Genomic DNA, 25791 nt, shown 5'->3' with positions numbered 1-25791 from the left:
TTATCCTCCGCGGGCCTTCTTCAACCCGTCCATCACCACGTTGACAGCCTCGGTGCCGATGGTGGGCACGTTCTTGTCGTACACCGGCTTCACTTTCTCGAACATGCGCTTCTGCTCGGCCGGCGAGACCTCGTTGACCTGCATGCCCTTGGTCTTCAGGCTGGCCAGCGACTTCTCGTTGAGCTGGCGGTTCGCCTGGCGCTGCACCTTCTGGCCCTCGGCGGCGGCCTCGCGCAGCACGGCCTGCTCCTGCGGGGAGAGGCCGTCCCACAGCTTCTTGGAATACAGCACCAGGAACGGCGTGTACGCATGGCGCGTGACCGACAGGTACTTCTGGACCTCGTTGAACTTGGAGGTCTCGATGGTCACGAAGGGGTTCTCCTGGCCGTCGATGGTGCGGGTCTCCAGCGCGGTGAAGACCTCGCCGAAGGACATGGGCACGGCGTTGGTGCCCAGGGTCTTGAAAGTGTCCAGGAAGATGTTGTTCTGCATCACCCGCACCTTGATGCCCTCGAAGTCCTCGGCCTTGGCCACCGGCTTCTTGCTGTTGGTGAGGTTGCGGAAGCCGTTCTCCCAGTAGGCCAGGTTCACCAGGCCGGCGTCTTCCAACTTCTTGTTGAAGTACTTGCCGGCTTCGCCGTCCAGCACCGCATCGGCCTCCTTCTCGCTGGCGAACAGGAAGGGCAGGTCGAACACGCCCAGCTCCTTGACGATGCCCACCAGCGGCGAGGACGAGGTGCACACCATCTCCTGCGTGCCGGCGCGCAGCGCCTGGGTGGCCTGCAGGTCGCCGCCGGCGGCGCCGCCCCAGAAGGCCTGGATCTTCATCTTGCCGCCGGTCTTGGCGTTCAGGACCTCCTGCATCTTCTTGACGCCCACGCCCACCGGGTGGTCCTCGTTCACGCCGTTGGTGAACTTGATGGTGCGCTCCTTGAACTGCGCGAAGGCGGGCGCGGCGGCCAAGACGGCGGTGGCGGCGAAGGCCACCAGGGTGCGTCGCTTGAACATGGCTTGTCTCCTTGGATGAACGACGGGATGGGAAAACGTCCTCACTGCATCAGCCACTTGAGAGGCACGAGCACGAGGTCGGGGAACAGCACCAGGGCGAACAGCACCGCCAGCTGGGCCAGGAAGAAGGGCATCACGCCCTTGAAGGCGTCGTCGAGCGTGATGCGCGCCACGCCGCAGACCACGTTGAGCACGGTGCCCACGGGCGGGGTGATCAGGCCGATGGCGTTGTTCATGATGAACAGCACGCCGAAGTACACCGGGTCGATGCCGGCCTGCTTGACCACCGGCATCAGCACCGGCGTGAGGATCAGCACCGTGGGCGTGAAGTCCAGCGCCGTGCCGACCGCGATGACGATCACCATCATCACCGCCATCAGCAGGATGCGGTTGTCCATGAAGGGTTCCAGCAGCTTCGCCACCTCGGTGGGGATGTTGGCCACCGTGATCAGCCAGGCGCTGACCATGGCGGCGGCCACCAGGAACATCACCACTGCCGTCGTCTTGCCGGCCGACAGGACCAGGCCGTACAGCGCCGACGGCTTGAGCTCGCGGTAGACGAACATGCCCACCGCGAAGCTGTAGACAGCGGCCACGACGGCGGCCTCGGTGGGCGTGAACACGCCGAACTTCATGCCGCCCAGGATCAGCACCGGCAGCGCCAGCGCCAGGCTGCCCTGCGCGGTGACCTTCAGGCGCTCGCCCAGGCCCACGCGCGGCGCCGGCTGCACGTTCTCGCGGCGCGCCAGCCACCACCAGGTCAGGCCGATGGCTACGCCCATCAGGATGCCCGGGACGATGCCGGCCAGGAACAGCTTGGTGATGGAGACGTTGCCCGCCACGCCGAAGATGATCATGCCGATGGACGGCGGGATCACCGGCGCGATGATGCCGCCCGAGGCGATCAGGCCGGCCGAGCGATTCACCTGGTAGCCGGCCTGCTTCATCATGGGGATCAGCAGCGCCGACAGCGCCGCGGTGTCGGCCACCGCCGAGCCCGACAGCGAGGCCATGATCACGGCCGCCAGCACCGCCACGTAGCCCAGGCCGCCGCGGAAGTGGCCGACCCAGGCCATGGCCAGGTTGACGATGCGCCGCGACAGGCCGCCGGCGTTCATGAACTCGCCGGCCAACAGGAAGAAGGGCACGGCCAGCAGCGGGAAGTTGTCGGCGCCGTCGACGAAGCGCTGCGCCAGGATCTGGCTGTCGAAGGCCGCCAGCGCGCCGGTGGCGGCCATGAAGCCCATCAGCGCCAGGCCGCACACCAGCAGCGCGTAGGCGATGGGCATGCCGATGGCCATGGCCCCCAGCAGGCTGAACAGGAAGACGCCGACCGTCATCGCGCCACCCCCGTCGCCACGGGAGCCGGTGCCTCGTGCGGCACGTCTTCGGAATCGACCACCTGCACCAGCTCGTCCTCGCGCAGCCGGCCGGTGACCAGGCGCCACAGCACGCTCAGGTTGAACAGGGCCATCACCGTGCCCACCACGTAGCCGACGCCGTAGACCCAGATCATGGACATGCCCACCACCGGCGAGACGTTGCTGACCTGCAGGCCGTGCATCTTCCAGGTGCCCAGGACGAACAGCCCGTTGACCAGCAGCATCAGCGACTCGCTGGCGAACAGGCAGACCTTCTTGCCGGTGGTGCCCAGGTGCCGCACCAGGGTGTCCACGCCCAGGTGGCCCTTCTCGCGCATGGCGATCATGGCGCCTATGTAGGTGAGCCAGACGAAGCAGTAGCGCGACATCTCGTCGGACACGGTGATGCCGGAGTTGAAGCCGTAGCGCAGCACCACGTTGCCGAACACCATGACCACCATGGCCACCAGGGCCAGCACCACCAGCAGCTCCAGCAGCTTGAAGAAAAGGTCCGTCGCCTTGCGCATCCGCACTCCGCTCAGGCCGCGCGCAGGCCCGCGGGCAGGTGCCGCGCGGGAACGTTCAGGCGCGGCAGGCGCTTGCGCGTCGCCAGCACCTCCTCGATGTCGTCGCGCGCGCCGTCGATCAGCACCAGGATGGCGCGCTCGGCCTGGACCGGGTTGCGCGCGATCACCGCGTCCAGCACCGCGCGGTGCAGCGGCAGCGAGTTGCGCGGGCCGTCCTTGCGCGTGGTGGAGATCTCGAAGCTGGTGCGCAGCAGCGCGCCCAGCGCCTTGCTCATCTGCACGATCATGCGGTTGCGGCAGGCGCGCAGCAGGCCCTGGTGGAAGCGCAGGTCGTGCGTGACGTAGTCGCCGCCCTCCTCCACCGCGCGCTTCATGCCGGCGAAGGCGGTCTCGATCTCGGCGATGTCCCCGGGCGTGGCGCGCTCGGCCGCCATGCGCACCGCGGCCGGCTCGACCACGCGGCGCAGCTCCTGCAGGTCTCGCAGGAACTCGCGCGTCAGGCCGGCCTTGGATTGCCAGACCACCACGTCCGGGTCGAACCAGTTCCACTGCTCCGAGGGCAGCACCTTGGTGCCCACCTTGGGGCCGGTGCTGAGCAGGCCCTTGGCCACCAGCGACTTGACCGCCTCGCGCACCACGGTGCGGCTGACGCCCAGCTCGACGCACAGCATGGGCTCGGGCGGGATGGCCAGCCCGGCGCCATAGCGCCCGGCGACGATGGCCTCGCCCAGGTGGTCTAGCGTGTTGCCGTGGACGTTCTTGATCATGGTTTGTACGAGGCGTCGCCGGCAATCGTATGACCATAATATGTTTGCAGTTTCAGGACTAACCCGCATGACCGACGAAAGCAAGCCACGCAAGAAACCCAGTGAACTGAGGAGCCAGCAATGGTTCGGCCGCCAGGACCGCGACGGCTTCGCCTACCGCAGCTGGGTCAAGGGCAAGGGCGTGCCGCACGACCAGTTCGACGGCCGGCCCGTCATCGGCATCTGCAACACCTTCAGCGAGCTCACGCCCTGCAACTCGCATTTCCGCACCCTGGCCGAGCAGGTCAAGATCGGCGTGTACGAGGCGGGCGGCTTCCCGCTGGAGTTCCCCGTCATGTCGCTGGGCGAGACGCTGCTGCGCCCCACCGCCATGCTCTACCGCAACCTGGCCAGCATGGACGTGGAGGAATCGATCCGCGGCAACCCGATCGACGGCGTGGTGCTGCTGATGGGCTGCGACAAGACCACGCCCTCGCTGGTGATGGGGGCCGGAAGCTGTGACCTGCCCACCATCGGCGTCTCGGGTGGCCCCATGCTCTCGGGCAAGTGGCGCGGCCAGGAGCTGGGCTCGGGCACCGGCGTGTGGAGCATGAGCGAGCAGGTGCGCGCGGGCACGCTCAAGCTGGCCGACTTCTTCGAGGCGGAATCCTGCATGCACCGCAGCCACGGCCACTGCATGACCATGGGCACGGCCTCCACCATGGCCAGCATGGTCGAGGCGCTGGGCCTGGGCCTGCCGGGCAACGCCGCCTACCCCGCGGTGGACGGCCGCCGCAACGTGCTGGCGCGCATGGCCGGCCGGCGCATCGTGGAGATGGTGCACACCGACCAGAAGCTCTCCAGCATCCTCACGCGCCAGGCCTTCGAGAACGCCATCAAGACGCTGGCGGCGATCGGCGGCTCCACCAACGCGGTGATCCACCTGATCGCCATCGCGCGGCGAATCGGCGTCGAGCTGTCGGTGGAGGACTTCGACCGCCTGGGCAGCGAGATGCCCTGCCTGGTCAACCTGCAGCCCTCGGGCAAGCACCTGATGGAGGACTTCTGCTACGCCGGCGGCCTGCCCGTGGTGATGAAGGAGATCCGCGAGCACCTGCACCTGGACGCCGTCACCGCCAGCGGCCGGACCGTGCGCGAGAACATCGCCGAGGCGCAGAACTACAACACCGAGGTGATCCAGCCGCTGGCCGCGCCGTTCAAGGACAAGGCGGGCATCGCCGTGCTGCGCGGCAACCTGGCGCCGCGCGGCGCCGTCATCAAGCCCAGCGCCGCCACGCCCGCGCTGATGGTGCACACCGGCCGTGCCGTGGTGTTCGAGGACATCGAGGACTTCCACGCCCGCATCGACGACGAGGACCTCGACATCGACGAGACCTGCGTCATGGTGCTGAAGAACTGCGGCCCCAAGGGCTACCCCGGCATGGCCGAGGTGGGCAACATGCCGCTGCCGCCCAAGATCCTGCGCAAGGGCATCACCGACATGGTCCGCATCAGCGACGCGCGCATGAGCGGCACGGCCTACGGCACGGTGGTGCTGCACACCGCGCCCGAGGCCGCCGCCGGCGGTCCGCTGGCGGTGGTGCGAAACGGCGACCTGATCGAGCTGGACGTGCCGAACCGGCGCATCCACCTGCACATCAGCGACGAGGAGCTGCAGCACCGCCTGGCCCGCTGGCAGCCCACCCCGCCGCCGCTGGCCTCGGGCTACTGGAAGCTGTACGTGGACCACGTGCTGCAGGCCGACGAGGGCGCGGACCTGGACTTCCTGGTCGGCAGGCGCGGCGCCTTCGTGCCTCGCGACAATCACTGAGGCATTCCGCGTGGGCGCGCCGCTGATCGCCGTCGACTGGGGCACCAGCTCGCTGCGCGCCGCGCTGCTGGACGCGGCCGGCCGGGTGCTGGAGGAGCGCAGCGCGCCCCAGGGCATCCTGGCGGTGCCGCCGGACGGGTTCCCCGCCGTGCTGGCCGCAGCCTGCCGCGGCTGGGAGGGCGCCGGGGCGCGCGGGGTCCTGATGTCCGGCATGGTGGGCAGCCGCCAGGGCTGGCAGGAGGCGGCCTACTGCCCCTGCCCCGCCGGCTTCGGCGACGTCGCCGCGCGGCTGCTGCGGCTGCCGGACCTGCCGCCGCTGGGCCGCGTCGCCATCGTGCCGGGGCTGCGCTGCGAGCACGACGGCCTGCCCGACGTGATGCGCGGCGAGGAGACCCAGGCCTTCGGCGCGCTGGAGCTGCTGGGCCTGCAGGACGGCCTGCTCCTGCTGCCCGGCACGCACAGCAAGTGGGTGCAGGTGCGCGGAGGGCGCATCGAATCCTTCAGCACCTTCATGACGGGCGAGGTGTACGGCCTGCTGCGCAGGCAGTCCATCCTGGCGCGCACGCTGCCGGAGTCTCATGATGACGAGCTCGACCGCGACGCCTTCCTGCGCGGCGTGGGGCAGGCGCGCGAGGCCGGCAGCCTGCTGCGCTCGGCCTTCGGCGTGCGCACGCTGGCGCTGTTCGAGTCGCTGCCCGCCGCGTTCCTGCCCAGCTACCTGTCGGGCCTGGTGATCGGCGATGAGCTGCGGCTGCTGCAGCCCGCGCCCGCCGGCGGTCCGGTGGTGCTGATCGGCGCCCCGGCGCTGACCCTGCGCTACGAGCTGGCGCTGCAATCGCGCGGCATCGCCTGCCGGCGCGTCGGGCCCGAGGCCACCTGGCGCGGGCTGTGGGCCATCGCCCGGACCGTCGAGGACTTCGCATGAACGAGGCCGCATCGCGTTTCCAGGCCGCGCTCCAGGCCTGCCCCCTGGTGGCCGTGCTGCGCGGCCTGGCGCCGGCCGAGGCTATTGCCGTGGGCGGCGCGCTGGCGCAGGCCGGCTTCAGCCTGATGGAAGTGCCGCTCAACTCGCCCGAGCCGCTGCAGAGCATCGCCGCGCTGGCGCGCGCCTTTCCGCAGGCCCTGGTCGGCGCGGGCACGGTGCTGCAGCCCGGCCAGGTCGAACCCATCGGCGCCGCCGGCGGCCGGCTGATCGTCGCGCCCAACTTCCACCCGGGCGTGGCACGTGAGGCCGCGCGGCTGGACATGGTGTACCTGCCGGGCGTGGTGACGCCGACCGAGGCCTTTGCCGCGCTGGAGGCGGGTGCCCACGCGCTCAAGCTGTTCCCGGCCGAGATGATCCCGCCGCCGGCGGTCAAGGCGATGCGCGCCGTGCTGCCGCGCGAGGCGGTGCTGCTGCCGGTGGGCGGCATCACCCCGCACAACATGGCGGCCTACCGGGCTGCGGGCGCCGACGGCTTCGGCATCGGCTCGGCGCTGTTCGCGCCGGGCGTGGACGCGGCCGAGGTGGGCCGGCGCGCGCAAACCTTCCGCGATGCCTGGGCCGGTACCATGCGCGCATGAACACCGCGCAGCCGCAGAACGACGACCCCATCTCCTTCGGCCTGCGCGGCCGCGTCTGCATCGTCACCGGCGGCGCCCAGGGCATCGGCGAGGCCTGCGCCCGGCGCTTCGCCCGCGAGGGCGCGCAGGTGCTGATCGCCGACATCGCGCAGGCGCGCGGCCAGGCCCTGGCAGCCGAGCTGGGCGCCCGCTACCTGCATTGCGACGTGGGCGACAAGGCACAGGTCGATACCGCCGTCGCCCAGGCCGTGGCGCTGCACGGCCGCATCGACGTGCTGGTCAACAACGCGGGCATCTTCAAGGCCGCCGATTTCCTGGACGTGAGCGAGGCCGATTTCGACGCCGTGCTGCGCGTCAACCTCAAGGGGGCCTTCCTCATGGGCCAGGCGGTGGCGCGCCAGATGGTCCGGCAGCCGGCACGGCAGGACGCAGCGGGCGGCGCCATGCGCGGCGCCATCGTCAACATGAGCTCGGTCAACGGCGTGCTGGCCATCCCCAGCATCGCCAGCTACAACGTCAGCAAGGGCGGCATCAACCAGCTCACCCGCGTGATGGCCCTGGCGCTGGCCGACCGGGGCATCCGCGTCAATGCCGTGGCGCCGGGCACCATCGCCACCGAGCTGGCGGCCCAGGCGGTGCTGACCAGCGAGGAAGCCCGTGCGCGCATCATGAGCCGCACGCCCATGAAGCGGCTGGGGCAGCCGTCCGAGATCGCCGACGCCGTGGCCTGGCTGGCCAGCGACGCCGCCAGCTACGTCACCGGCGAGATCGTGGTGGTGGACGGCGGGCGCATGACGCTCAACTACACGGTGCCGGCCTAGCGCCTGCGGCGCTGACGCGCATCGTCAGTGCGCGCCGACAGACGCCGGGGCGGCGCGCGGCACAGTGGGCTCCATGGCAAGCCCCACCAGCAGCCGGCGCAGGTTCTGCGCGCTCATCGCCGCGCTGCTGCCCGGCCTGCCGGCCACCGCGCAGGAGCGCCGCATGACCCTGTACACCTTCGGCGACTCCATCCTGGACTGCGGGCGCTACAACGAGCATGGCGTCCACCCCGGCCAGCTGCTGGTGCGCAACGACGACGCGCTGTTCCCCGGGTTCCGCGGGCGCGACCTGCAGACGATCGGACCGGCGCGGCTGGAGCATCGCGCGGTGGACGGCGCCACGGTGGACGACCTGCCCGACCAGGCACGGCGGCTGGCGGCCTCAGGCCCGGCGCTGGCCGTGCTGACGGTGGGCGGCAACGACCTGCTGCGCGGCCTGGCGGCGGACAGCGGGCCGGGCATCCGCGAGTTCGAATCCAGGCTGGAGCGCTTCCTGCGCGGGCTGAAGGTCCGGCCGGTGCTGATCGGCAACGTCTACGACCCGACCCTGGGCAACGACGCGAACAACTTCCTGGGCATCGACGCGCGCATCGCCCGCGCCAACCACCGCCGGGTCAACGAGGTGCTGGCCGCGGCCGCGGCGCGGCATGGCCAGCTGGTGGACCTGCACGCGCACTTCCTGCGGGGCGACGCCTCCTGGTTCACCCGCACCATCGAGCCCAGCCTGCGTGGTGCGTCAGAGGTACGGGCGGCCTTTCTGCCAGCCGTGCTGGCGTCGGTCAAACGCACCTGAACGTCTGCGCAGGGGTTCTGGACTTACTTCAGGTGGATGGTGCCCCGAATGGTTACACCAGGCTCGACGACCACTGCAGGCGCCGGCACGTACACCGGCTGGGGGGCCACCACCACCGGCTGCGGAACCACATAAACAGGAGCGGGCGCATGGACATGCTGGTGCCCCTTGCACTTGCGCTCCTCCTTGTAGTCGCCATTCTTCTTCTGCTTGATCTCAACCTTGCAGTTGCCGTCCCGGTACTCATGCTTGAATTCGGACCGGCCATGGCGGTACTTGCCGTGGCCGCTCTCGTCCTTGTCCGGGTCGGCGATGGCCGCGAACGGCAAGGTTGCCAGGGCAAACAGGATGGTGCTGACGCGAATCACTTTCATGAGGTGAGTTTGTAGGCTGCAGGCCCGCCTCGTGTGTGAAGAATTGCTCGGTGGTGCAAGCACGCAACAGGTCACCGACCCACGAGTACGCCGCCGGGCGGAACGCGATGCTGCAAGTCAGCGCACCGCCCAGGCGGGGACTGCTGCCCGGCGGGTACGCCAGGAATCCAGATCCGGCAGCTGCCAGGTGGCGGGTAGTGCCCCGGCGGAATGTCCACTGCCAGGGCGGGTGCCGGAGCGACAACGATGCGCGGCTGGGGCTGCACGATCACCGTCGGGGGCGCGACCGCGCAACTGGAGAGCACCAGGACGCTGGTACCGGCAATCAGCAGCGATATGTTCATCTGATCATCACCGTCGCAAAAACGTGCAGCGTCTTTGCGACGACCACTCAGACGTTCGCCACGCTGACCGCGCGGGTGTTGAGGTAGGCCTCCAGCGCCTCGGGGCCGCCTTCGGAGCCATAACCCGAGTCCTTGACGCCGCCGAAGGGCAGCTCGGCCGAGGGCATGGCCGGCATGTTGACCCACAGCATGCCGACCTCGACTCGCCGCGCCAGCAGGTCGGCGTTCTTCAGCGACTTGGTGAACGCATAGCCGGCCAGGCCGTAGGGCAGGCGGTTGGACTCGGCGATGGCCTCGTCCAGCGTGTTGAAGCTGCGGATGGCGGCCATGGGGCCGAAGGGCTCGTCGTTGAACACCTTGGCCTCCACCGGCACGTCGGCCAGGATGGTGGGCTGCCAGAAGTTGCCGGCATCGCCGATGCGCTCGCCGCCGGCCAGCACGGTGGCGCCCTTGGCCACGGCGTCCTTGGTGAACTCGGCCATGGCGGTCAGGCGGCGCGGGTTGGCCAGCGGGCCCATCTGCGTGCCCTCGGCCAGGCCGTCGCCCACCTTGAGCTTCTGGGCCTGCTGCGCCAGCGCGCTGGCGAACTCCTTCTTGACGCTCTCGTGCACCAGGAAGCGCGTGGGCGAGATGCACACCTGGCCGGCGTTGCGGAACTTGGCGCTGCCCGCGGACTTGGCCGCGAGCGCGATGTCGGCGTCCTCGCAGACGATCACCGGCGCATGGCCGCCCAGCTCCATGGTCACGCGCTTCATGTGCTGGCCAGCCATCGCGGCCAGCTGCTTGCCCACCGGCGTGGAGCCGGTGAAGGTGATCTTGCGGATCACGGGATGCGGGATCAGGTAGCTGGAGATCTCGGCCGGGTTGCCGTAGACCAGGCCCAGCACCCCGGGCGGCAGGCCGGCGTCCTGGAAGGCGCGGATCAGCTCGGCCGGGCCGGCGGGCGTCTCCTCCGGCGCCTTGACCAGCATGGAGCAGCCGGCGGCCAGGGCCGCGCCCACCTTGCGCACCACCTGGTTGATCGGGAAGTTCCAGGGCGTGAACGCGGCCACCGGGCCCACCGGGTCCTTCACCACCATCTGCCGCACCGACAGGTTCCAGCGCGAGGGCACGATGCGGCCGTAGACGCGGAAGCCCTCCTCGGCGAACCACTCGATGATGTCGGCCGCGGCCAGGGCCTCGCCCTTGGCCTCGGCCAGCGGCTTGCCCTGCTCCTGCGTCAGCAGGCGGCCGATGGCCTCGGCGCGCTCGCGCATGAAGCCGGCGGCCTTGCGCATGACCTTGCTGCGGTCGGCGGCGGTCATGTCGCGCCAGGTCTCGAAACCCTTCTGCGCGGCGGCCAGCGCCTGGTCCAGGTCGGCCTTGGACGCATGGGCCACGCGGCCGATCTCCTTGCCCGTCGCCGGGTTGAACACCGCCAGCGTGCGGCCGTCCGCCGCGTCCTGCCACTGGCCGTTGATGAAGAGCTGGGTGCTGGGATAGGTCATGCGCTGCCTCTCAGGGGTCGGTTGGTGCGAAGGGGAGCCTGCCATTGTGCGGCAAGAGCGCGGCCACCTTCTGGATCAGCTACGCAGTGCCCAGTAGGCCGGCGCGCGCGGCCGCCCGGGCCAGCCGAACCAGGCGCCGCCGGCGATCGCCAGCCCGTTCACCGCGCCGTACAGCAGCAGCGCCACGGCCTGCGCGGCAAAGATGCCGGCCAGCCCGGCGCCCGCGGCCAGCGCCAGCCAGCCCACGCCGCCCGCCACCGCCAGCCGGACCACGTTGCCCAGCAGCGGCCAGGCCAGGCGGCCGGCGCCCTGCGAGGCGAAGTACAGCGCCAGGCCGAAGCCGAAGAAGCCGTAGGCCGGCCCCACGATCTGCAGGTAGCGGCTGCCGGCCTCCAGCATGGCCGGGTCGGAACCGAACAGCGACAGCAGCGGCCGCGGGAAACAGGCGGCCGCCAGGCCCACGGCCTCGCACAGGACGCCCGCGATCAGGGCGCCCACCCAGGTGGCCTGCAGGGCGCGCTCGCGCCGCCCGGCACCGATGCAGGTGCCCACCATGGCCACCAGCGGCGCGCCCAGGCCGAACACCAGCGGCACCAGCAGGTACTCCAGCCGCGAGGCCGTGCCGTAGCCGGCGATGGCGGCCGGGCCGAGCCGGCCGACCAGGGCGGTGGCGATGCCGATGGTCAGGTTGGTGGCCAGCGCCGACACCGTGGCCACCAGGCCGACGCGCAGGATGTCGCGCGCCAGCGGCCAGCGCAGCCCGCCGCCGTGCAGCGAGGGCTTGATCAGGCTGCGCGGCGAGCGCAGGTACAGCGCCAGCGCCAGCATGCCGCCGGCGTAATAGACCAGCAGCGCGACGGCGCCGCCGGCGATGCCCAAGGCCGGCACCGGGCCCCAGCCGAAGATCAGCAGCGGCGACAGCGGGATCAGCACGAACAGCCCGCCGGAGGTGACGATGGCCGGGAGCGCCATGTTGCCGGTACCGCGCACCACGGCCGCCAGCGAATTGAACAGCCACACCACGAGGGCGCCGGCGAACACCCAGTTGGAATAGGTCAGCGCCGCCTGCAGCGAGGCGCCGCTGCCGCCCATCTGGCGGTACAAGGCCGGCCCGCCCAGCCACAGGCCGACGGTGAACAGCAGGGCGAAGCCCAGCGCCAGCACCAGCGCATGCACGGCCAGCGCGTCGGCGTCGGCGCGCCGCTGCGCCCCCAGCGCCCGCGCGATGGCCGAGGCAACGCCCCCGCCCATGGCGCCGGCCGACATCATCTGCATCATCACCAGCCAGAACGCCATGCGGCGCGCGGAAGCGCCCGGGGTGTCAGTCATCGCTCTCTCCTGCGGCTGGGGGGGCCAGTCGTTCCATGCACTCGTCGATCAGCGCGTGCAGCGCGACCACGCGCTCCGCGCCCAGCGCGGCATTGATGCCTTCCTGGGCCACGCGCCAGCGGCGCTGCGCCTCCTGCCGCTTGTCGCGGCCGGCATCGGTGGCGCTCACCAGGCGGCTGCGGCCGTCGGTCCCGGGCTCCAGGCTGAGCCAGCCCGCGGCCAGCAGCGGCTTGAGGTTGCGCGTGAGGGTGGAGGCGTCGAGCTTCATCTCGCGCGCCAGGTCGCCGGGCCGGATCGGGCCCAGCTTGCAGACATAGGACAGCAGCGAGTACTGCGTGCCCTTGAGGCCGGTCTTGCCGACCTCGGCGTCGTAGTGCTGCGCCACCCGGCGCATCAGCTGGCGCAGCTTGAGGTTGGTGCAGCCCTGGGGCTTGACGGCGGTGTCCATGGCGATTTATTGTAGCTGCAAGTTTTGCATATGCAACTTTCTGGAGGTGCCCATGGAAAAGAACCGGGACGAGCTGCAGGCCTGGCTGGCGCAGGAGGCCGAGGTGGTGCAACGGCTGGAGCGCGGCCCGGGCCCGGGCGTGGCGGCACCGGCCCAGGTGGCGGGCCGCAGCGGCCTGGCGCTGATGCAGGCCATGCTGCGCGGCGACTTCCCCTACCCTCCCATCGCCAGGACGCTGGACTTCATGCTGCTCGAGGTGGGCGAAGGGCGCGCGCTGTTCCAGGGCACGCCGGGACCCACCCACCTCAACCCGATGGGCACCGTCCATGGCGGCTGGTACGCCACCCTGCTGGATTCGGCCATGGGCTGCGCCGTGCACACCCTGATGCCGCCGGGCCGCGCGTACACGACCGCCGAGCTCAGCGTGAACCTGGTGCGCGGCATAGGCGCCAAGGCGCCGCGCGTGCGCGCGCAAGGCCAGGTGCTGCACTGCGGCGGCCAGCTGGCCACGGCCGAAGGCCGTCTGTACGGTCCCGACGGCACGCTGTACGCCCATGCCACCACCACCTGCCTGGTGTTCGAGCTGCCGCCCGCCAAAGCCGGTTGAGGCATCCGCGCGACGTTTGGCGGTCGCAGCAAAAGTAACTTCTGCTGCTGAATCCCCCGCTCGCAGACTGCCGCCGCCAAGTCGGAGCAACGCCGGTTCGTGCTGGCATCCGCGGCTGTTGAGCTTGTATTCCCGTGCATCTCAGCCAACGCGCACTGCCGCGCCGCATGCGAGCCTGTCGCCGGCTGCGGTGCCCGGCGCCGGTAAACGCTTACGTTTGCCGACCCGGCCTCACAGCCGCGCGGATCCCGCCCACTAGCATGCAGGACTGCTGCTGAGATGCTGTACCTCCGCAGCATTGCGCCACGCCATGAAAACCTGCCTTTCTGCCGCCTTCGAGCCATACGACACGCCATCCTGGTCGGAGCGGCTCGATCTCCCCGCCAACACCGGGCCGGCGCGCCCCGCCGTGCGCGCCATCCTGTCCCGCTACGCCGCCAGCAAATGGGAGATGGCCGACGGCCGCGCCCGCCTGGGCGACGAGGGGCCGGCCGCCGACGGCGAGTTCCTGCGCGCCATCCCCGACTCCGGCTTCGGCGCCTCCCTGGGTCACCCCATGCAGATGCTCAACTGGCTGGACCCGCAGCGCGCCGCGGCGCGTGCGCCGGTGGCGCGCACGCTGGAGGGACGGCGCTGCTCGGACCACACGGCGTCCGGGACCTGGGGCTTCTGGTGCAAGAAGGCCGCCATGTCCCCCGGCGTGCTGCCGCACCCGGGCAACCGCGTGCCCTACCACCTGCAGGACGCGCACTTCGCGCTGATCGCCCTGAGCGTGCCGTGCGCCGAGGCCAGCGGCGTGGCCTTCCAGGCCTCCAAGGCCGAGGAGACCCACGTCTCCGAGCTGCGGCTGGCCGGCGGCTGCCCGCAGGCACGCTGGGTGGACGCCAAGGGCCAGCAGGTCGTGCTGACCGGCGAGGCGCGCCTGCCGCTGCAGCGCCCGGTGGTGCTGGCGCTGACCTCGCGGCCGGGGCGGCAGACGCTGCGCTTCAATGGCGTGGAGATGGCCAGCGCGTCGGCGCGCTTCTCGCCCAGCCTGTTCGGACAGCTGCTGATCGGCTGGGGCTTCACCCGCTATTTCCCGGTGGACGGCTTCGGCGGCCATGTGTTCGCCGCCATCGCGGGCAAGGGCGCGATCGAGGAGGACGAGCTGTCGGCCCTGGAGGCGCACCTGGCCGACCTGGCGGGCGCCGCGGGCTGAGGGCGAGCCGCCGCGGACGTGGCGATAATCGTCCGCATGCGACTCCTCCACACCATGCTGCGGGTGGGCGACCTGCAGCGCTCCATCGACTTCTACACCCGCGTGCTCGGCATGAAGCTGCTGCGCACCACCGAGCGGCCCGAGCAGAAGTACTCGCTGGCCTTCGTCGGCTACGGTAGCAACCCCGAGCATGCCGAGATCGAGCTGACCTACAACCACGGCGTCCCCGGCTACGAGCTGGGCACGGCCTACGGCCACATCGCGCTGGGCGTGCCCGACGTGCATGCCGCCTGCGAGAAGATCCGCGTGTCCGGCGGCAACATCACGCGCGAGCCCGGCCCCGTGAAGGGCGGCAGCACCGTGATCGCCTTCGTGACCGACCCGGACGGCTACAAGATCGAGCTGATCGAGCGGCGGGGTTGATTTTTCGATTTCTGACGTACCATCAGAAATCAGACGACTCGCCCTTGTCCATGACCACAGCACGCCTGCGTGAACGCCGCCAGATCACCTTGCCCAGCGAGGTGGTCGAGGCTGCACGGCTGGAAGTGGACGACGCGCTGGACGTGCGCTTCGTCAATGGCGTGATCGAGCTGGTGCCGCTGCGTGCAGGCAAGGGTGTCTCGGACATGAGCCGCTTTCTCGGTGCGGCACGAGGCCACTACGGCAAGGACAGCCGGGCCATGGACAAGTACGTCCAAGACCTGCGCGATGGCTGGTAGGCGTGCGCAGCCGATGCTCTTGCGAGCGGACGCGCTGATCGAACGCCATGCCGGCCGACGCGTCTATTTCGACACCAACATCTTCATCTACGTGCTGGGTGCCAGCCAGCGCTACGCTGCGCTGTGCCTCGAATTGCTGCAAGCCTGCGCGCGCCAGCGGATCCTGGGCTGCACCGGTGACGTCACCCTGGCCGAATTGCTGGTCAAGCCGCTGCAGGCCAACGATGCGCAGGCAGTGGCTGCCGTGCGTGAGTTGCTGGTGGAAGATGGCAGCATTGCCTTGCACAGCCACAGTCGCAAGGCTTTCGAGCGCGCCGCTGCGCTGCGTGCCAGGCACGGACTCAAAATGGTGCATGCCTTGCAGCTGGCAACGGCGCTGGAGGCTGGAGCGACCTGCCTGGTGAGCAATGATCGACAGTTTCCGTCCTTGGCCGACATTGAATGCCTGAGCCTGGAAACGCAGGCTGGCCCGTGACCCCGCTCAGCGCAGGGCAGCCGCCTCGCGCGCCAGCTGCGTGATGCGGGCCCAGTCGCCCTGGCGCACCGCGTCCGCCGGCGTGAGCCAGGAGCCGCCCACGCACACCACGTTGGGCAGGGCCAGCAGCTCGCGGGCGTTGGCGGCGGTGACGCCGCCGGTGGGGCAGAAGCGCACGTCGCCGAACGGCCCGCTCCAGGCCTTGAGCATGGCCGCGCCGCCGGCCTGCAGCGCCGGGAAGAACTTGAGGTCGGTGTGGCCGTCCTCCTGCGCCAGCATGATCTCGCTGCCGGTGGCCACGCCGGGCAGCAGGGGCAGGCCCAGCTCGCGGCATGCGCGGCCGACCGCCGGCGTGTAGCCGGGGCTGACGGCGAAGCGCGCGCCCGCGCGCTGCGCGGCCTGCGCGTCGGCCTGGCTGCGCACCGTGCCGGCGCCGGCCACGGCCTCGGGCACGTGGCGCGCGATCGCCTCGATGCAGGCCAGCGCCGCCGGCGTGCGCAGCGTCACCTCCAGCATGCGGATGCCGCCCTCGACCAGCGCCCGCGCCAGCGGCACGGCCTGCGCCACCTCGTCCAGCACGATCACGGGGATCACCGGCGCGTCCTGCATCACGGCCAGCGCCGTCAGCTTCTCGTTTGCGTTCATAGCCACGTGCAGGCTCCCTCTTCTGCCGTCAGGGCATTGCGCCGGAAGCCGGCGAACAGGTCACGGCCCAGGCCGACCTGGTTGGCCGCGCGCAGGGTTTCCGGCAGGGCGGCGGGTTCGCGTGCGTCCCATTCGGCCTGGGCCACCCGGGCGGCCAGCGTGCCGGCCACCGCGTCCATGCGCACCACGTCGCCGTCACGCAGGCGCGCCAGCGGACCGCCCGCGGCGGCCTCGGGCGAGACGTGGATGGCGGCCGGCACCTTGCCGGAGGCGCCGCTCATGCGGCCGTCGGTCACCAGCGCCACGTGGTAGCCCTTGCCCTGCAGCACCGCCAGCGGCGGCGTCAGCTTGTGCAGCTCGGGCATGCCGTTGGCCTGCGGGCCCTGCCAGCGCACCACGCACACCAGTCCGTTGGCACCACTGGACCGGCAAGCCTGCTCCAGCTCGCCGTCGCCAAAGGCCTTGAGCAGGTCCTCCTGGCTGTCGAAGATGCGCGCCGGCGCCTCGACGACGTGGCGGTCTTGCGGCACCGCCGAGACCTTGATGACCGAACGGCCCAGGTTGCCGGTCAGCAGCCGCAGGCCGCCGGTGGGGCTGAACGGGTCGGCCGCCGGGCGTACCACGGCGGTGTCGCGCGAAGGGCCGATGTCGCGCCAGTGCAGGGCGTCCCCGCTGCCGGCGGGCGGCGCCAGGTGCAGTTCGGGCTCGCGCGTGTACTCGCGGATGCCGCCCTCACGCACCGTGAGCACGTCGCCGTGCATCAGCCCGGCGTCGACCAGCTCGCGGATGACGAATCCGGGACCGCCCGCGGCCTGGAAGTGGTTCACGTCGGCGCTGCCGTTCGGATAGACCCGCGCCAGCAGCGGTGTGACGGCCGAGAGCTCGTCGTAATCGTTCCAGTCGATGGTGATGCCCGCGGCGCGCGCCACCGCCACCCAGTGGATCAGGTGGTTGGTCGAGCCGCCGGTGGCCAGCAGGGCCACCAGGGCGTTGACGATGCAGGCCTCGTCGACCAGCTTGCCGACGGGCGTGAAGCGCCTGGCCTTGACGATGCCCAGCACCGTGCGCACCGCCTCGCGCGTGAGCTGCTCGCGCAGCTCGTTGCCCGGGTTGACGAAGGCCGTGCCCGGCACGTGCAGGCCCATGGCCTCCATCAGCATCTGGTTGCTGTTGGCCGTGCCGTAGAAGGTGCAGGTGCCGGGGCCGTGGTAGGCCTTCTGCTCGGCGTCCAGCAGGGCCTCGCGCCCCACCTGCCCCTGCGCCGCCTGCTCGCGCACCTTGGCCTTCTCGCTGTTGGACAGGCCGCTGGTCATGGGCCCGCCGGGCACGAACACGGTGGGCAGGTGGCCGAAGTGCAGCGCGCCGATCAGCAGGCCCGGCACGATCTTGTCGCAGATGCCCAGCATCAGCGCGCCGTCGAACACGTCGTGGCTGAGCGCCACCGCCGTGCCCTGCGCGATCACGTCGCGCGAGAACAGCGACAGCTCCATGGCCGCCGTGCCCTGGGTGACGCCGTCGCACATGGCGGGCACGCCGCCGGCCACCTGGGCGGTGGCGCCCTGGCGGCGCGCCTCGTCCTTGAGGATGTCGGGGAAGCCGGCGAACGGCGCGTGCGCCGACAGCATGTCGTTGTAGGAAGTGACGATGGCGATGTTGGGCGCGCGCTCGACCACCACCTTGAACTTGTCGTTGCCGGGCAAGGCGGCGAAGGCATGCGCGACGTTGGCGCAGCCCAGGCGGTCGCTGCCGCGGTCGCGGCTGGCATAGGCGTCGATGCGCCGCAGGTAGTCGCCGCGCGCGGCCTGGCTGCGCTCGCGGATGCGGTCGGTGACGGCCGCCACGACGGAGTGGAGTTGGGACATGCGTTTCATGGTACCGCCAAGCCCCGCCGGCGAGGGCCGCGTGGTTACGTCCGGGTTACCAAAACGCCGCCTCCGCTCCCGCCACCGGCCGCGCTACAGTTCCCGGCCATGAGGCCCCTCGTCCAACCCGTGCGCGACCCGGCACCGATGCTGGAGAAGGCGCTGCAGGAATGGGGCGGCCATGGCGACCTGTGGATCTTCGGCTACGGCTCGCTGATCTGGAAGCCCGACTTCGACTACGCCGAGCGGCGGCCGGCCCGGGTGCACGGCTGGCACCGGGCGCTGAAGATGTGGAGCCGCATCAACCGCGGCACGCCCGAGCGGCCGGGCCTGGTGTTCGGCCTGCTGTCGGGCGGCTGCTGCCAGGGCATGGTGTTCCGCATCCCCCAGGCCAGCGGGCGCGAGGTGCTGACGCGGCTGTGGCAGCGCGAGATGGTCACGGCGGTGTACGACCCGCGCTGGCTCACCTGCCACACCACGCACGGGCCGGTGACGGCGCTGGCCTTCACCCTGTCGCGCAGCAGCCCCAGCCACACCGGCACGCTGAGCGAGGAGGAATACCGGCGCATCTTCGACGGGGCCTGCGGCATCTACGGCACCACCCTGGACTACGCCGAGCGTACGCTGGAGGAGCTGCGGCGCATGAACATCCGGGACCGCCACCTGGAGCGGCTGCTCAGGCTGGTGCGCGGAAAAGGCTGAGCCACACGCAGCCCGGCCTTCGCCCTAGAGTGCGCTCTGGCCATCCCACCAACCAAGGAGAACAAGCGTGAACACCCCCCTCATCACACGGGCGGCGCTCGCCGCCGCGCTGCCCCTGGCCCTGGCGGCCTGCGCCGTCACCGGCGGCCCCGGGCCGCACGCGGTCGCCAACCTGGCGCCTACGGCCGGCAATTCCACCACCGGCACGGTGCACTTCACCTCCGTCGGCAGCGGCCGGGTCCGCGTCGCCGGCGAGGTGCGGGGCCTGAAGCCGGGCGCCGAGCACGGCTTCCACGTGCACGAGAAGGGCGACTGCTCCAGCCCCGACGCGATGAGCGCCGGCGGGCACTTCAATCCCGGCAACGCGCCGCACGGCCGGCATGGCGGCGCGGCGCAGCACGCGGGCGACCTGCCCAGCCTGCGCGCCAATGCGCAGGGCGTGGCCAGCTTCAGCTTCGAGTCGTCCAGCATCGCCCTGGGCGGGGGCCCCGCCGACGTGAGCGGCAAGGGCCTGATCGTGCACCGCGACCCCGACGACTACCAGACCCAGCCGACCGGCAATGCCGGGCCGCGGCTGGCCTGCGCGGTGATCCAGAAGGCCTGAGCTAGCCCAGCAGTCGCGGCAGGGCCGAGGCCAGCATCGCCAGGCCGGCCAGCGACAGCAGCCCCAGCACGAAGCGGCGGAACACCTCGGCGCTCATGCCGCGGTACAGGCGCGTCCCCAGCCAGGCCGCGGGCACCACGACGGCGGTCAGCAGAGGCGCCAGCGTGAGCACGCGGCCGGAGACGGCGCCGCTGGCGACGTAGCCGGCCAGCGTGAAGGCCAGCGTCGCCAGGTTGAAGTTCTGCACGATGGCGCGCTGGCGGTCCTTGTCCAGGCCGCGCAGCGTGCACCACAGGGTGGGCACCACGCCGGTGAAGCCGCCCAGCCCGCCCATGAAGCCGCCGCCCGCCCCGGCCAGCGCGTCGGCCCAGCGGCCGCCCACGGTGGTGTGCGGCAGGCGGCGCGAGAACAGCATCACCGGGCACCACACGGCCAGCACGCCGCCCAGGATCAGCTTGAACACCTCGGCGCCCAGCAGCGGCAGCACCGCCACGCCGATGGGCACCCCGACGCCGGCGCCGGCCAGGAAGGGCCAGAGGTCGTGCAGGTCCAGGCGCCGCCGCGCCGTGCCCACGGCCGTCAGCTGGCCGGTGAGCGAGCCCACCACGGCCAGCACCGCCGCCAGCTGCGGCTCCAGGCCCCAGACCCAGAAGCTCATGGCCACCATGGAGAAGGCGAAGCCGGAGATGCCCTGCACCACGCCCGCGACCAGGGCGCCTAGGAGCAGCAGGGGGATGTCGCTGGGCATGGCCCGGCGACGGTAGCACAGCGGGCGCGCGCCTCAGGCCCCGGCCAGCCGCCGCTGCGCCTCCGCCAGGTCGGCCACGGTGTCGATGTCGGTGACGCAGCCGATGTCGTCCACCGCCAGTTCCAGGGCGCCGCGCCTCTTCAGGACGGGCGCCGCGCCCTGCTGCCCTGTCAGGCCGGCCAGCTCGGCGCCGCAGGCGGCGGCAAAGCCGACCGGGTGGCCGCGCCGGCCCTGGAACACCGGCACCACCGCTTCGTGTCCGGCCAGGGCCCGCGCCACGGCCTGCAGGGTCGAGGGCTGCACCAGCGGCAGGTCCGCCGGCAACACCAGCCAGCCCGGCGCATCGCGCGTGGCACGCACGGCGGCCGCGATGGAATCGCCCATGCCCGGATGGCCCGCGTCCTCCAGGTGCCAGGGCAGGCCGCTGGCGCGCACGGCGGCCAGCGTGCGCTGCAGCACCGGCACGCCAGCCAGCAGCGCCCGCAGCTTGGGGACCTGCCCGCCCGAGGCCTGGAAGCGCTCGCCCCGGCCGGAGGCCAGCACCAGCACCACCGGCTGCGGCGCGGCGCCGGTGGAGGCCATCAGGCCAGCTTGAACGGCAGCTCGCGCGGAGCGGGCTTGCCGGTGACGCGGGCGATGGCGTTGGCGAAGGCCGGCGCCAGCGGTGGCAGGCCCGGCTCGCCGATGCCGGTGGGCGCGTCGGCGCTGGGCACGATGTGCACCGCGATGCGCGGCATGTCGGTGATGCGCGGCACGGCATAGTCGCCGAAGTTGCTCTGCTCGACCACGCCGTCCTTGAGCGTGACGGCCGCGCCGGGCAGGCACATGGCCAGGCCCATCAGCGCCGCGCCCTGCACCTGCGCCTCCACGCTCAGCGGGTTGACCGCCAGGTTGCAGTGCACGCCGGCCGTGACGTTATGCAGCCTGGGCGTGCCGTTGTCGACGGAGGCCTCGACCACGTAGGCCACCACCGAGCTGAACGACTCATGCAGCGCCACGCCCCAGGCCCGGCCCGCCGGAAGCTGGCGCTTGCCGTAGCCGGACTTGTCCACGGCCATCTGCAGCGCCGCCGCGTGGCGCGGGTGCTTGCCGCCCATCAGCTTCATGCGCATGGCCACCGGGTCCTGCTTGGTCGCGCGGGCCACCTCGTCCAGCAGGGTTTCCATGGCATAGGCGGTGTGGGTGGAGCCCACGCTGCGCCACCACAGCACCGGCACGTTGACCTGCGGGTGGTGCACCGACAGGCGCATGGGCAAGTCGTAGGGCTCCTTCATGCCCTCGACGGCCGTGGCGTCGATGCCGTCCTTGACCATGAAGTCCTCGAAGGGCGAGCCCTTGAGGATGGACTGGCCCACGATGACGTGGTCCCAGGCCAGGATGTTGCCCTGGGCGTCGTAGCCGATCTCGGCGCGGTGCACGTGCAGCGGGCGGTAGTAGCCGCCCTTGATGTCGTCCTCGCGGCTCCACAGCGTGCGCACGGGCGCGTTGACGCCGGCGGCGCGCGCCGCCTTGGCGACGTGGCAGGCCTCCACCACGTAGTCGCTGCTGGGGATGGCGCGCCGGCCGAAGCCGCCGCCGGCCATCTGCGTGTTCACCTTCACCGCCTCCGGCTTGACGCCCAGGGTGCGAGCGGCCGCGGCCGCGTCCAGGCCCGGCATCTGCGTGCCCATCCACAGCTGCGCGCCCTTGCCGTCGAAGGCCACGGTGCAGTTCAGCGGCTCCATGGGCGCATGCGCCAGGTAGGGGAAGACGAACTCGGCGCTGATCCTGTTCGGCGCTGCGCCCAAGCGCGAGACGTCTGCGTTGTATTTGACGGCGCCGGGCTGCCGGGCCAGCTCGCGGTACTTGGCCGTGAGCTGCGCCGTGTCCACGCGCTCGGCGCTGGCGGTGTCCCATTCCAGCTTGAGCGCGTCGCGTGCCTGCTTGGCCGGCCAGTAGCCGTCGGCGACGACGGCCACGCCCTCGCCGCCGCGGTCGGTGGGCACGCGCAGCACGGCCTTCACGCCCTTGACGGCCTTGGCCGCGCTGTCGTCCACCGCCTTGAGCTTGGCGCCGAACACCGGCGGCCGCGCCACCACGGCGGTGAGCATGCCGGGCAGCCGCACGTCGATGCCGTAGCCCTGCTGGCCGGTGGACTTAGGAACTGCGTCCAGCCGCCCGGTGGGCTTGCCGATGATCTTGAACTGCTTCGGGTCTTTCAGCTGCACCTTCTGCGGCACCGGCTGCTTCATCGCGGCCTCGGCCAGCTCGCCGTAGCCCAGGCGCTGGCCACCGGGGCCGATCACGGCGCCGTTCTCGGTACGCAGCTTGCCAGGCTCCACCTTCCACTGCTGCGCCGCCGCGGCCACCAGCATGGCCCGGGTGCGGGCGCCCAGCTCGCGGTACTGGGTGTAGGAGTTCTTGATGGAGTTGGAGCCGCCGGTCAGGTGGGTGCCGAAGGCCGGGTCGGCGTACGCGGGGTTGGCGTCGCCGTGGATGCTGCGCACCTTGGACCAGTCGGCGTCCAGTTCCTCGGCCAGGATCATGGGCAGGCCGGTCTGCACGCCCTGGCCGAAGTCCAGGCGGTTGATGGTGACGGTGGTGGTGCCGTCGCGGTCTATCCTGACGAAGGCGGACGGCTGTTCCTGGGGCTTGAGGCCGGCGCCCTGGGCGCAGGCGGCCACGGGGAACAGGCCCAGCGCGAAGCCGGAGGCGGCGCCCAGCTTGAGGAAGCTGCGGCGCTCCAGTCCGCCCGCGGCTTCGGGGTCGTCGGAGCGCAGGCGGGCCGCGAGCACCTTGTGCATGTCACGGGCGACGGCGGGATCGAAATGCATGGTGTGCTCCTTCTCGTTGAGCCCATCAGGCCAGGGTGGAGGCCGCATCCTTGATGGCGGCGCGGATGCGGACATAGGTGCCGCAGCGGCAGACGTTGCCGGCCATGGCGGCGTCGATGTCGGCGTCGCTGGGCTTGCGGTTGGTCTTGAGCAGCGCGGTGGCGCTCATCACCTGGCCGCTCTGGCAGTAGCCGCACTGGGCCACGTCGTGCTTGACCCAGGCGGCCTGCACGGCCCGGCCCACGCGGTCGGCGCCCACCGCCTCGATGGTGGTGATCTTCTGGCCGGCGGCCGCGGAGAGGGGCGTGACGCAGGAGCGGGTGGCGGCGCCGTTCAGGTGCACGGTGCAGGCGCCGCACAGCGCCTGGCCGCAGCCGAACTTGGTGCCCGTCATGCCCAGCGTGTCGCGCAGGGCCCAGAGGATGGGGGTGGACGGGTCGGCGTCGACCGCGACGTCCTTGCCGTTGATGTTGAGCGTGGTCATGGGCCCTCCTTTTCGCAGCCTGGGTGGAACGAGGGCGACTGTACCGCCGCCGCTTGCCCGACTCTCTTAGCTGGAAATGATGGCCCCACGGCCGGGGAACGCCCGGCTGCCGGTTCAACGGATGAACTGGTCCACGTAGCCGCCACCCAGCCCGCAGGCCTCGTAGTGGCGGCGGCACATCCCGATCTTGGTGAACACGTCCTCGTAAGCCGTGACCGCGCCCTGGGCGTCCACGTAGACCATGGCGCCGTGGATGTTGAAGAAGGTGACCATCTCCTGCGCGCCGGCCGCCTCGTCCACCACCAGGGTGTGGATCTCGCCCGGCGGCTCGTAGACGAAGGAACCCTCGCGCGCCACCCAGTCGTGCTCCAGGTAGCGCCAGGCGCCCTTGAGCACCAGGCCGGTGACCCAGGACGGGTGGATGTGGCGCGACAGCACGCCGGCCTTGCGCACCCGCAGCAGGTTGCACCAGCTGCCGGTGACGGTGTTGAGCAGCAGCGGGCGGAACCACACCTCGGGCGCCTGCGGGACCCAGACGCGCTCGTCGTCGGGAATGGCCTGCAGGGCGATCTCGGGCCGGATGCCGGGCAGTTGGGTGATCATGAGAGTGTCCTTCAGCTGATGAGGTAGCCGCCGTCCACCGGCAGCACCACGCCGGTGACGAAGGCGGCCGCGGGCGAGGCCAGGAACAGCGCCGCGCCGGCCACGTCCTCGGGCCGGCCCCAGCGCGCCAGCGGCGTGCGCGACAGGATGGCCTGGCTGCGCGCCGCGTCCTCCTGCAGCGCCCCGGTCAGGCGGGTGGCGATCCAGCCCGGCGCGACGGCGTTGACGCGGATGCCCTCGGCCGCGTAGGCGATGGCCAGCGACTTGGTCAGCTGCGCCACCCCGCCCTTGCTGGCCGCGTAGCCGGGCACCAGAGCGCCACCGAAGAAGCTGAGCATGGACGCCGTGTTGACGATGCAGCCGCCGTCCACGGCCAGCTTCTCCCGCGCCGCGGCGCAGGCGCGCATGGTGCCGTTCAGGTTGATGTCCAGGACTTCGGCGAACACCGCCGGGTCCAGCTCGGCACCGCGCCGGATGATGCCGGCGCAGTTGACCAGCACGTCCAGGCGCGCCAGAGCGCCCACGCAGGCCTTCACCGCGGCCTCGTCGCGCACGTCGAGCTGCGCGACCTGTGCGCCTTGCAGGCCGGCATCGGCCCGCGCGGCGTCGACCTCGCCGGCCGTCGCGCCGGTCACCTGCACGGCGGCGCCGCAGCCCAGGAAGGCGGCCGCGATCCCGGCGCCTATGCCCGAGCTGCCGCCCACCACCAGCACCTGGCGCCGCGCGAACAGGCCGGGCGCGAAGCTTTCGACAGCCCGGCTCATGGGGCGCTCCCCTGCAGGGCCGAGCGCACCTGCGCGGCGGTGGGAATGGGTTCGACCGCGCCATAACCCTGCGTGGACAGCGCCGCCGCCACCGCGGCGTAACGGGCGGCGGCTTCCAGCGCGTCGCCGGCCACCAGCCGGGCCAGCAGGGCGCCGCCGAAGGTGTCACCGGCGCCGGTCGCATCCACCGCGCGGCAGGGGTGCGGCGGGATGCGCCAGCGCGAGGTGCCGTCGGTGACCAGCGCCCCCTGCTCGCCCAGCTTGAGCGCCACCACCCGCGGGCCCAGCGCCAGGCACCAGTCCAGCAGCGCATCCGGCTCCTGCAAGCCGCTGATGGCGGCCACATCGTCGTGGCTGGGCAGGCAGATGTCGCACTGGCGGATCAGCTCGCGCATGACGGCGCGGGCGCGCGCCAGCGGCCAGAGCTTGCGGCGCAGGTTGGTGTCGAAGGACACCTGCACGCCGGCGGCGCGGGCCAGGTCCACCGCCGCGAAGCAGGTGTCGCAGGCGCTGTCCGAGAGGGCCGCCGAGATGCCCGACAGGTGCAGCACCTTGGCCTGCGCGATGCGTTCGGCCGGCAGGTCCTGCGGCCGCAGCCGGCTGGCGGCCGAGCCCTTGCGGAAGAAGCTGAAGTGGTGCCCCTGCGCGTCATGGTTGACGAAGTACACCGCGGTGAAGGCCTGGTCGTCGGTGCGCACGCCGCCATGGTCCACGCCCTCGCGCGACCACAGCCCGCGCAGCATGCGGCCGTAGACGTCGTCGCCTATGGCCGAGAGATAGCCCACGCGCGCGCCCTGCCGCGCGGCGGCGATGGCGGCGTTGGAGGTGTCGCCGCCGAAGCCCTGCAGGTAGGTCTGCCCGCCGTCGGCGCCGGTCTGGTTGAACTCCACCATGGCTTCGCCCAGCGCGAGGATGTCGGTCTGCACGGTCCC

The 25791-nt window shown here is 71.4% G+C and carries 29 protein-coding genes; 12 read left to right on the top strand and 17 right to left on the bottom strand.

Annotated elements, in window-relative coordinates; genetic code table 11:
- Genes RTA_RS05905 through RTA_RS05890 form a run of 4 tightly spaced genes read right to left on the bottom strand, consistent with a single transcriptional unit; the run spans position 1 to position 3663 of the window.
- Positions 1 to 1008 carry a TRAP transporter substrate-binding protein gene (locus RTA_RS05905; protein WP_013900471.1) on the bottom strand — a complete coding sequence of 336 codons (1008 nt, stop codon included), beginning with the start codon at positions 1006 to 1008 and terminating at the stop codon, positions 1 to 3.
- Between the two features lie 41 nt (positions 1009 to 1049).
- On the bottom strand, positions 1050 to 2348 hold the full coding sequence (locus RTA_RS05900) for a TRAP transporter large permease subunit (protein ID WP_013900470.1): 1299 nt from the start codon (positions 2346 to 2348) through the stop codon (positions 1050 to 1052).
- A complete protein-coding gene (locus tag RTA_RS05895) occupies positions 2345 to 2896 on the bottom strand; it encodes a TRAP transporter small permease (protein WP_013900469.1) in 552 nt (183 codons plus the stop codon). Before RTA_RS05895 ends, RTA_RS05900 begins: the two co-directional genes overlap by 4 nt.
- A gap of 11 nt (positions 2897 to 2907) precedes the next feature.
- Positions 2908 to 3663 (bottom strand): FadR/GntR family transcriptional regulator, encoded by a 756-nt coding sequence (locus tag RTA_RS05890; RefSeq protein ID WP_013900468.1) that lies wholly within the window; start codon positions 3661 to 3663, stop codon positions 2908 to 2910.
- A 67-nt stretch (positions 3664 to 3730) separates the two neighbouring features.
- Between RTA_RS05890 and RTA_RS05885 the strand changes: the two genes are divergently transcribed.
- The 5 genes from RTA_RS05885 to RTA_RS05865 all read left to right on the top strand — a co-directional run bounded on the left by RTA_RS05885 (position 3731) and on the right by RTA_RS05865 (position 8650).
- Complete coding sequence (locus RTA_RS05885; protein WP_013900467.1) at positions 3731 to 5473, top strand: IlvD/Edd family dehydratase; 1743 nt, start codon at positions 3731 to 3733, stop codon at positions 5471 to 5473.
- 10 nt (positions 5474 to 5483) lie between these two features.
- A complete protein-coding gene (locus RTA_RS05880; RefSeq protein WP_013900466.1) occupies positions 5484 to 6398 on the top strand; it encodes a 2-dehydro-3-deoxygalactonokinase in 915 nt (304 codons plus the stop codon).
- A complete protein-coding gene (locus tag RTA_RS05875) occupies positions 6395 to 7036 on the top strand; it encodes a 2-dehydro-3-deoxy-6-phosphogalactonate aldolase (protein WP_013900465.1) in 642 nt (213 codons plus the stop codon). Before RTA_RS05880 ends, RTA_RS05875 begins: the two co-directional genes overlap by 4 nt.
- Positions 7033 to 7857 carry an SDR family NAD(P)-dependent oxidoreductase gene (locus RTA_RS05870; RefSeq protein WP_013900464.1) on the top strand — a complete coding sequence of 275 codons (825 nt, stop codon included), beginning with the start codon at positions 7033 to 7035 and terminating at the stop codon, positions 7855 to 7857. The genes RTA_RS05875 and RTA_RS05870 overlap by 4 nt, the downstream gene beginning before the upstream one ends.
- Before the next feature lie 73 nt (positions 7858 to 7930).
- A complete protein-coding gene (locus tag RTA_RS05865) occupies positions 7931 to 8650 on the top strand; it encodes an SGNH/GDSL hydrolase family protein (protein WP_226986122.1) in 720 nt (239 codons plus the stop codon).
- 23 nt (positions 8651 to 8673) lie between these two features.
- On the opposite strand, the gene RTA_RS05860 is transcribed toward RTA_RS05865, so the two are convergent.
- From RTA_RS05860 to RTA_RS05845, 4 genes are all read right to left on the bottom strand, one after another.
- Entirely contained in the window at positions 8674 to 9024 is a 351-nt protein-coding gene (locus RTA_RS05860; protein WP_049871227.1) for a hypothetical protein, read from the bottom strand.
- Positions 9025 to 9415: 391 nt separating this feature from the next.
- Positions 9416 to 10855 (bottom strand): NAD-dependent succinate-semialdehyde dehydrogenase, encoded by a 1440-nt coding sequence (locus tag RTA_RS05855; protein WP_013900461.1) that lies wholly within the window; start codon positions 10853 to 10855, stop codon positions 9416 to 9418.
- Between the two features lie 75 nt (positions 10856 to 10930).
- Positions 10931 to 12184, bottom strand: coding sequence for an MATE family efflux transporter (locus RTA_RS05850; protein WP_013900460.1), 1254 nt, complete (start codon positions 12182 to 12184; stop codon positions 10931 to 10933).
- Entirely contained in the window at positions 12177 to 12632 is a 456-nt protein-coding gene (locus RTA_RS05845; RefSeq protein WP_013900459.1) for a MarR family winged helix-turn-helix transcriptional regulator, read from the bottom strand. The genes RTA_RS05850 and RTA_RS05845 overlap by 8 nt, the downstream gene beginning before the upstream one ends.
- Positions 12633 to 12684: 52 nt before the next feature.
- Here RTA_RS05845 and RTA_RS05840 point away from each other — a divergent pair, with 52 nt between their 5' ends.
- The 5 genes from RTA_RS05840 to RTA_RS05820 all read left to right on the top strand — a co-directional run bounded on the left by RTA_RS05840 (position 12685) and on the right by RTA_RS05820 (position 15634).
- A complete protein-coding gene (locus tag RTA_RS05840) occupies positions 12685 to 13239 on the top strand; it encodes a PaaI family thioesterase (protein ID WP_013900458.1) in 555 nt (184 codons plus the stop codon).
- Between the two features lie 310 nt (positions 13240 to 13549).
- Complete coding sequence (locus RTA_RS05835; protein WP_013900457.1) at positions 13550 to 14437, top strand: hypothetical protein; 888 nt, start codon at positions 13550 to 13552, stop codon at positions 14435 to 14437.
- A 36-nt stretch (positions 14438 to 14473) separates the two neighbouring features.
- On the top strand, positions 14474 to 14860 hold the full coding sequence (gene gloA, locus RTA_RS05830) for a lactoylglutathione lyase (protein ID WP_041675097.1): 387 nt from the start codon (positions 14474 to 14476) through the stop codon (positions 14858 to 14860).
- Between the two features lie 50 nt (positions 14861 to 14910).
- Complete coding sequence (locus RTA_RS05825) at positions 14911 to 15159, top strand: AbrB/MazE/SpoVT family DNA-binding domain-containing protein (RefSeq protein ID WP_041675096.1); 249 nt, start codon at positions 14911 to 14913, stop codon at positions 15157 to 15159.
- A 19-nt stretch (positions 15160 to 15178) separates the two neighbouring features.
- Complete coding sequence (locus RTA_RS05820; RefSeq protein ID WP_226986121.1) at positions 15179 to 15634, top strand: type II toxin-antitoxin system VapC family toxin; 456 nt, start codon at positions 15179 to 15181, stop codon at positions 15632 to 15634.
- 6 nt (positions 15635 to 15640) lie between these two features.
- On the opposite strand, the gene eda is transcribed toward RTA_RS05820, so the two are convergent.
- The gene (gene eda / locus RTA_RS05815; RefSeq protein WP_193384820.1) at positions 15641 to 16279 is read right to left on the bottom strand and encodes a bifunctional 4-hydroxy-2-oxoglutarate aldolase/2-dehydro-3-deoxy-phosphogluconate aldolase; all 639 of its coding nucleotides are present in this window, start codon (positions 16277 to 16279) and stop codon (positions 15641 to 15643) included.
- A complete protein-coding gene (edd, locus tag RTA_RS05810) occupies positions 16276 to 18150 on the bottom strand; it encodes a phosphogluconate dehydratase (protein WP_013900452.1) in 1875 nt (624 codons plus the stop codon). The genes eda and edd overlap by 4 nt, the downstream gene beginning before the upstream one ends.
- A gap of 99 nt (positions 18151 to 18249) precedes the next feature.
- Between edd and RTA_RS05805 the strand changes: the two genes are divergently transcribed.
- On the top strand, positions 18250 to 18843 hold the full coding sequence (locus RTA_RS05805) for a gamma-glutamylcyclotransferase (RefSeq protein ID WP_041675093.1): 594 nt from the start codon (positions 18250 to 18252) through the stop codon (positions 18841 to 18843).
- A gap of 67 nt (positions 18844 to 18910) precedes the next feature.
- Complete coding sequence (locus RTA_RS05800) at positions 18911 to 19447, top strand: superoxide dismutase family protein (RefSeq protein WP_013900450.1); 537 nt, start codon at positions 18911 to 18913, stop codon at positions 19445 to 19447.
- A gap of 1 nt (position 19448) precedes the next feature.
- On the opposite strand, the gene RTA_RS05795 is transcribed toward RTA_RS05800, so the two are convergent.
- The 7 genes from RTA_RS05795 to RTA_RS05765 all read right to left on the bottom strand — a co-directional run bounded on the left by RTA_RS05795 (position 19449) and on the right by RTA_RS05765 (position 25785).
- Positions 19449 to 20195 (bottom strand): sulfite exporter TauE/SafE family protein, encoded by a 747-nt coding sequence (locus RTA_RS05795; RefSeq protein ID WP_041675092.1) that lies wholly within the window; start codon positions 20193 to 20195, stop codon positions 19449 to 19451.
- A 33-nt stretch (positions 20196 to 20228) separates the two neighbouring features.
- On the bottom strand, positions 20229 to 20777 hold the full coding sequence (locus RTA_RS05790) for a nucleotidyltransferase family protein (protein WP_013900448.1): 549 nt from the start codon (positions 20775 to 20777) through the stop codon (positions 20229 to 20231).
- Complete coding sequence (locus tag RTA_RS05785; RefSeq protein WP_013900447.1) at positions 20777 to 23008, bottom strand: xanthine dehydrogenase family protein molybdopterin-binding subunit; 2232 nt, start codon at positions 23006 to 23008, stop codon at positions 20777 to 20779. The genes RTA_RS05790 and RTA_RS05785 overlap by 1 nt, the downstream gene beginning before the upstream one ends.
- Positions 23009 to 23033: 25 nt before the next feature.
- The gene (locus tag RTA_RS05780; protein ID WP_013900446.1) at positions 23034 to 23492 is read right to left on the bottom strand and encodes a (2Fe-2S)-binding protein; all 459 of its coding nucleotides are present in this window, start codon (positions 23490 to 23492) and stop codon (positions 23034 to 23036) included.
- Between the two features lie 114 nt (positions 23493 to 23606).
- Entirely contained in the window at positions 23607 to 24095 is a 489-nt protein-coding gene (locus RTA_RS05775) for a 2,4'-dihydroxyacetophenone dioxygenase family protein (RefSeq protein WP_013900445.1), read from the bottom strand.
- An 11-nt stretch (positions 24096 to 24106) separates the two neighbouring features.
- On the bottom strand, positions 24107 to 24859 hold the full coding sequence (locus tag RTA_RS05770) for an SDR family NAD(P)-dependent oxidoreductase (RefSeq protein ID WP_013900444.1): 753 nt from the start codon (positions 24857 to 24859) through the stop codon (positions 24107 to 24109).
- Positions 24856 to 25785 (bottom strand): sugar kinase, encoded by a 930-nt coding sequence (locus RTA_RS05765; RefSeq protein WP_013900443.1) that lies wholly within the window; start codon positions 25783 to 25785, stop codon positions 24856 to 24858. Before RTA_RS05765 ends, RTA_RS05770 begins: the two co-directional genes overlap by 4 nt.
- Positions 25786 to 25791: the final 6 nt, after the last annotated feature.

The sequence above is a fragment of the Ramlibacter tataouinensis TTB310 genome (assembly GCF_000215705.1).
GTDB classification, from domain to species: Bacteria; Pseudomonadota; Gammaproteobacteria; order Burkholderiales; family Burkholderiaceae_C; genus Ramlibacter; species Ramlibacter tataouinensis.
This window is presented reverse-complemented; position numbering and strand designations above follow the sequence as displayed.

What these genes read in the sequence shown, in the direction of transcription:
- edd (WP_013900452.1), bottom strand. Translation starts at nt 18,150, where the DNA reads ATGAAACGCATGTCCCAACTCCACTCCGTCGTGGCGGCCGTCACCGAC.
- RTA_RS05790 (WP_013900448.1), bottom strand. Translation starts at nt 20,777, where the DNA reads ATGGCCTCCACCGGCGCCGCGCCGCAGCCGGTGGTGCTGGTGCTGGCC.
- RTA_RS05850 (WP_013900460.1), bottom strand. Translation starts at nt 12,184, where the DNA reads ATGACTGACACCCCGGGCGCTTCCGCGCGCCGCATGGCGTTCTGGCTG.
- RTA_RS05890 (WP_013900468.1), bottom strand. Translation starts at nt 3,663, where the DNA reads ATGATCAAGAACGTCCACGGCAACACGCTAGACCACCTGGGCGAGGCC.
- RTA_RS05900 (WP_013900470.1), bottom strand. Translation starts at nt 2,348, where the DNA reads ATGACGGTCGGCGTCTTCCTGTTCAGCCTGCTGGGGGCCATGGCCATC.
- RTA_RS05870 (WP_013900464.1), top strand. Translation starts at nt 7,033, where the DNA reads ATGAACACCGCGCAGCCGCAGAACGACGACCCCATCTCCTTCGGCCTG.
- RTA_RS05860 (WP_049871227.1), bottom strand. Translation starts at nt 9,024, where the DNA reads ATGAAAGTGATTCGCGTCAGCACCATCCTGTTTGCCCTGGCAACCTTG.
- RTA_RS05775 (WP_013900445.1), bottom strand. Translation starts at nt 24,095, where the DNA reads ATGATCACCCAACTGCCCGGCATCCGGCCCGAGATCGCCCTGCAGGCC.
- RTA_RS05840 (WP_013900458.1), top strand. Translation starts at nt 12,685, where the DNA reads ATGGAAAAGAACCGGGACGAGCTGCAGGCCTGGCTGGCGCAGGAGGCC.
- RTA_RS05855 (WP_013900461.1), bottom strand. Translation starts at nt 10,855, where the DNA reads ATGACCTATCCCAGCACCCAGCTCTTCATCAACGGCCAGTGGCAGGAC.
- RTA_RS05845 (WP_013900459.1), bottom strand. Translation starts at nt 12,632, where the DNA reads ATGGACACCGCCGTCAAGCCCCAGGGCTGCACCAACCTCAAGCTGCGC.
- RTA_RS05835 (WP_013900457.1), top strand. Translation starts at nt 13,550, where the DNA reads ATGAAAACCTGCCTTTCTGCCGCCTTCGAGCCATACGACACGCCATCC.
- RTA_RS05805 (WP_041675093.1), top strand. Translation starts at nt 18,250, where the DNA reads ATGAGGCCCCTCGTCCAACCCGTGCGCGACCCGGCACCGATGCTGGAG.
- RTA_RS05785 (WP_013900447.1), bottom strand. Translation starts at nt 23,008, where the DNA reads ATGCATTTCGATCCCGCCGTCGCCCGTGACATGCACAAGGTGCTCGCG.
- RTA_RS05780 (WP_013900446.1), bottom strand. Translation starts at nt 23,492, where the DNA reads ATGACCACGCTCAACATCAACGGCAAGGACGTCGCGGTCGACGCCGAC.
- RTA_RS05895 (WP_013900469.1), bottom strand. Translation starts at nt 2,896, where the DNA reads ATGCGCAAGGCGACGGACCTTTTCTTCAAGCTGCTGGAGCTGCTGGTG.
- RTA_RS05885 (WP_013900467.1), top strand. Translation starts at nt 3,731, where the DNA reads ATGACCGACGAAAGCAAGCCACGCAAGAAACCCAGTGAACTGAGGAGC.
- RTA_RS05905 (WP_013900471.1), bottom strand. Translation starts at nt 1,008, where the DNA reads ATGTTCAAGCGACGCACCCTGGTGGCCTTCGCCGCCACCGCCGTCTTG.
- RTA_RS05865 (WP_226986122.1), top strand. Translation starts at nt 7,931, where the DNA reads ATGGCAAGCCCCACCAGCAGCCGGCGCAGGTTCTGCGCGCTCATCGCC.
- RTA_RS05770 (WP_013900444.1), bottom strand. Translation starts at nt 24,859, where the DNA reads ATGAGCCGGGCTGTCGAAAGCTTCGCGCCCGGCCTGTTCGCGCGGCGC.
- RTA_RS05795 (WP_041675092.1), bottom strand. Translation starts at nt 20,195, where the DNA reads ATGCCCAGCGACATCCCCCTGCTGCTCCTAGGCGCCCTGGTCGCGGGC.
- eda (WP_193384820.1), bottom strand. Translation starts at nt 16,279, where the DNA reads ATGAACGCAAACGAGAAGCTGACGGCGCTGGCCGTGATGCAGGACGCG.
- RTA_RS05825 (WP_041675096.1), top strand. Translation starts at nt 14,911, where the DNA reads ATGACCACAGCACGCCTGCGTGAACGCCGCCAGATCACCTTGCCCAGC.
- gloA (WP_041675097.1), top strand. Translation starts at nt 14,474, where the DNA reads ATGCGACTCCTCCACACCATGCTGCGGGTGGGCGACCTGCAGCGCTCC.
- RTA_RS05875 (WP_013900465.1), top strand. Translation starts at nt 6,395, where the DNA reads ATGAACGAGGCCGCATCGCGTTTCCAGGCCGCGCTCCAGGCCTGCCCC.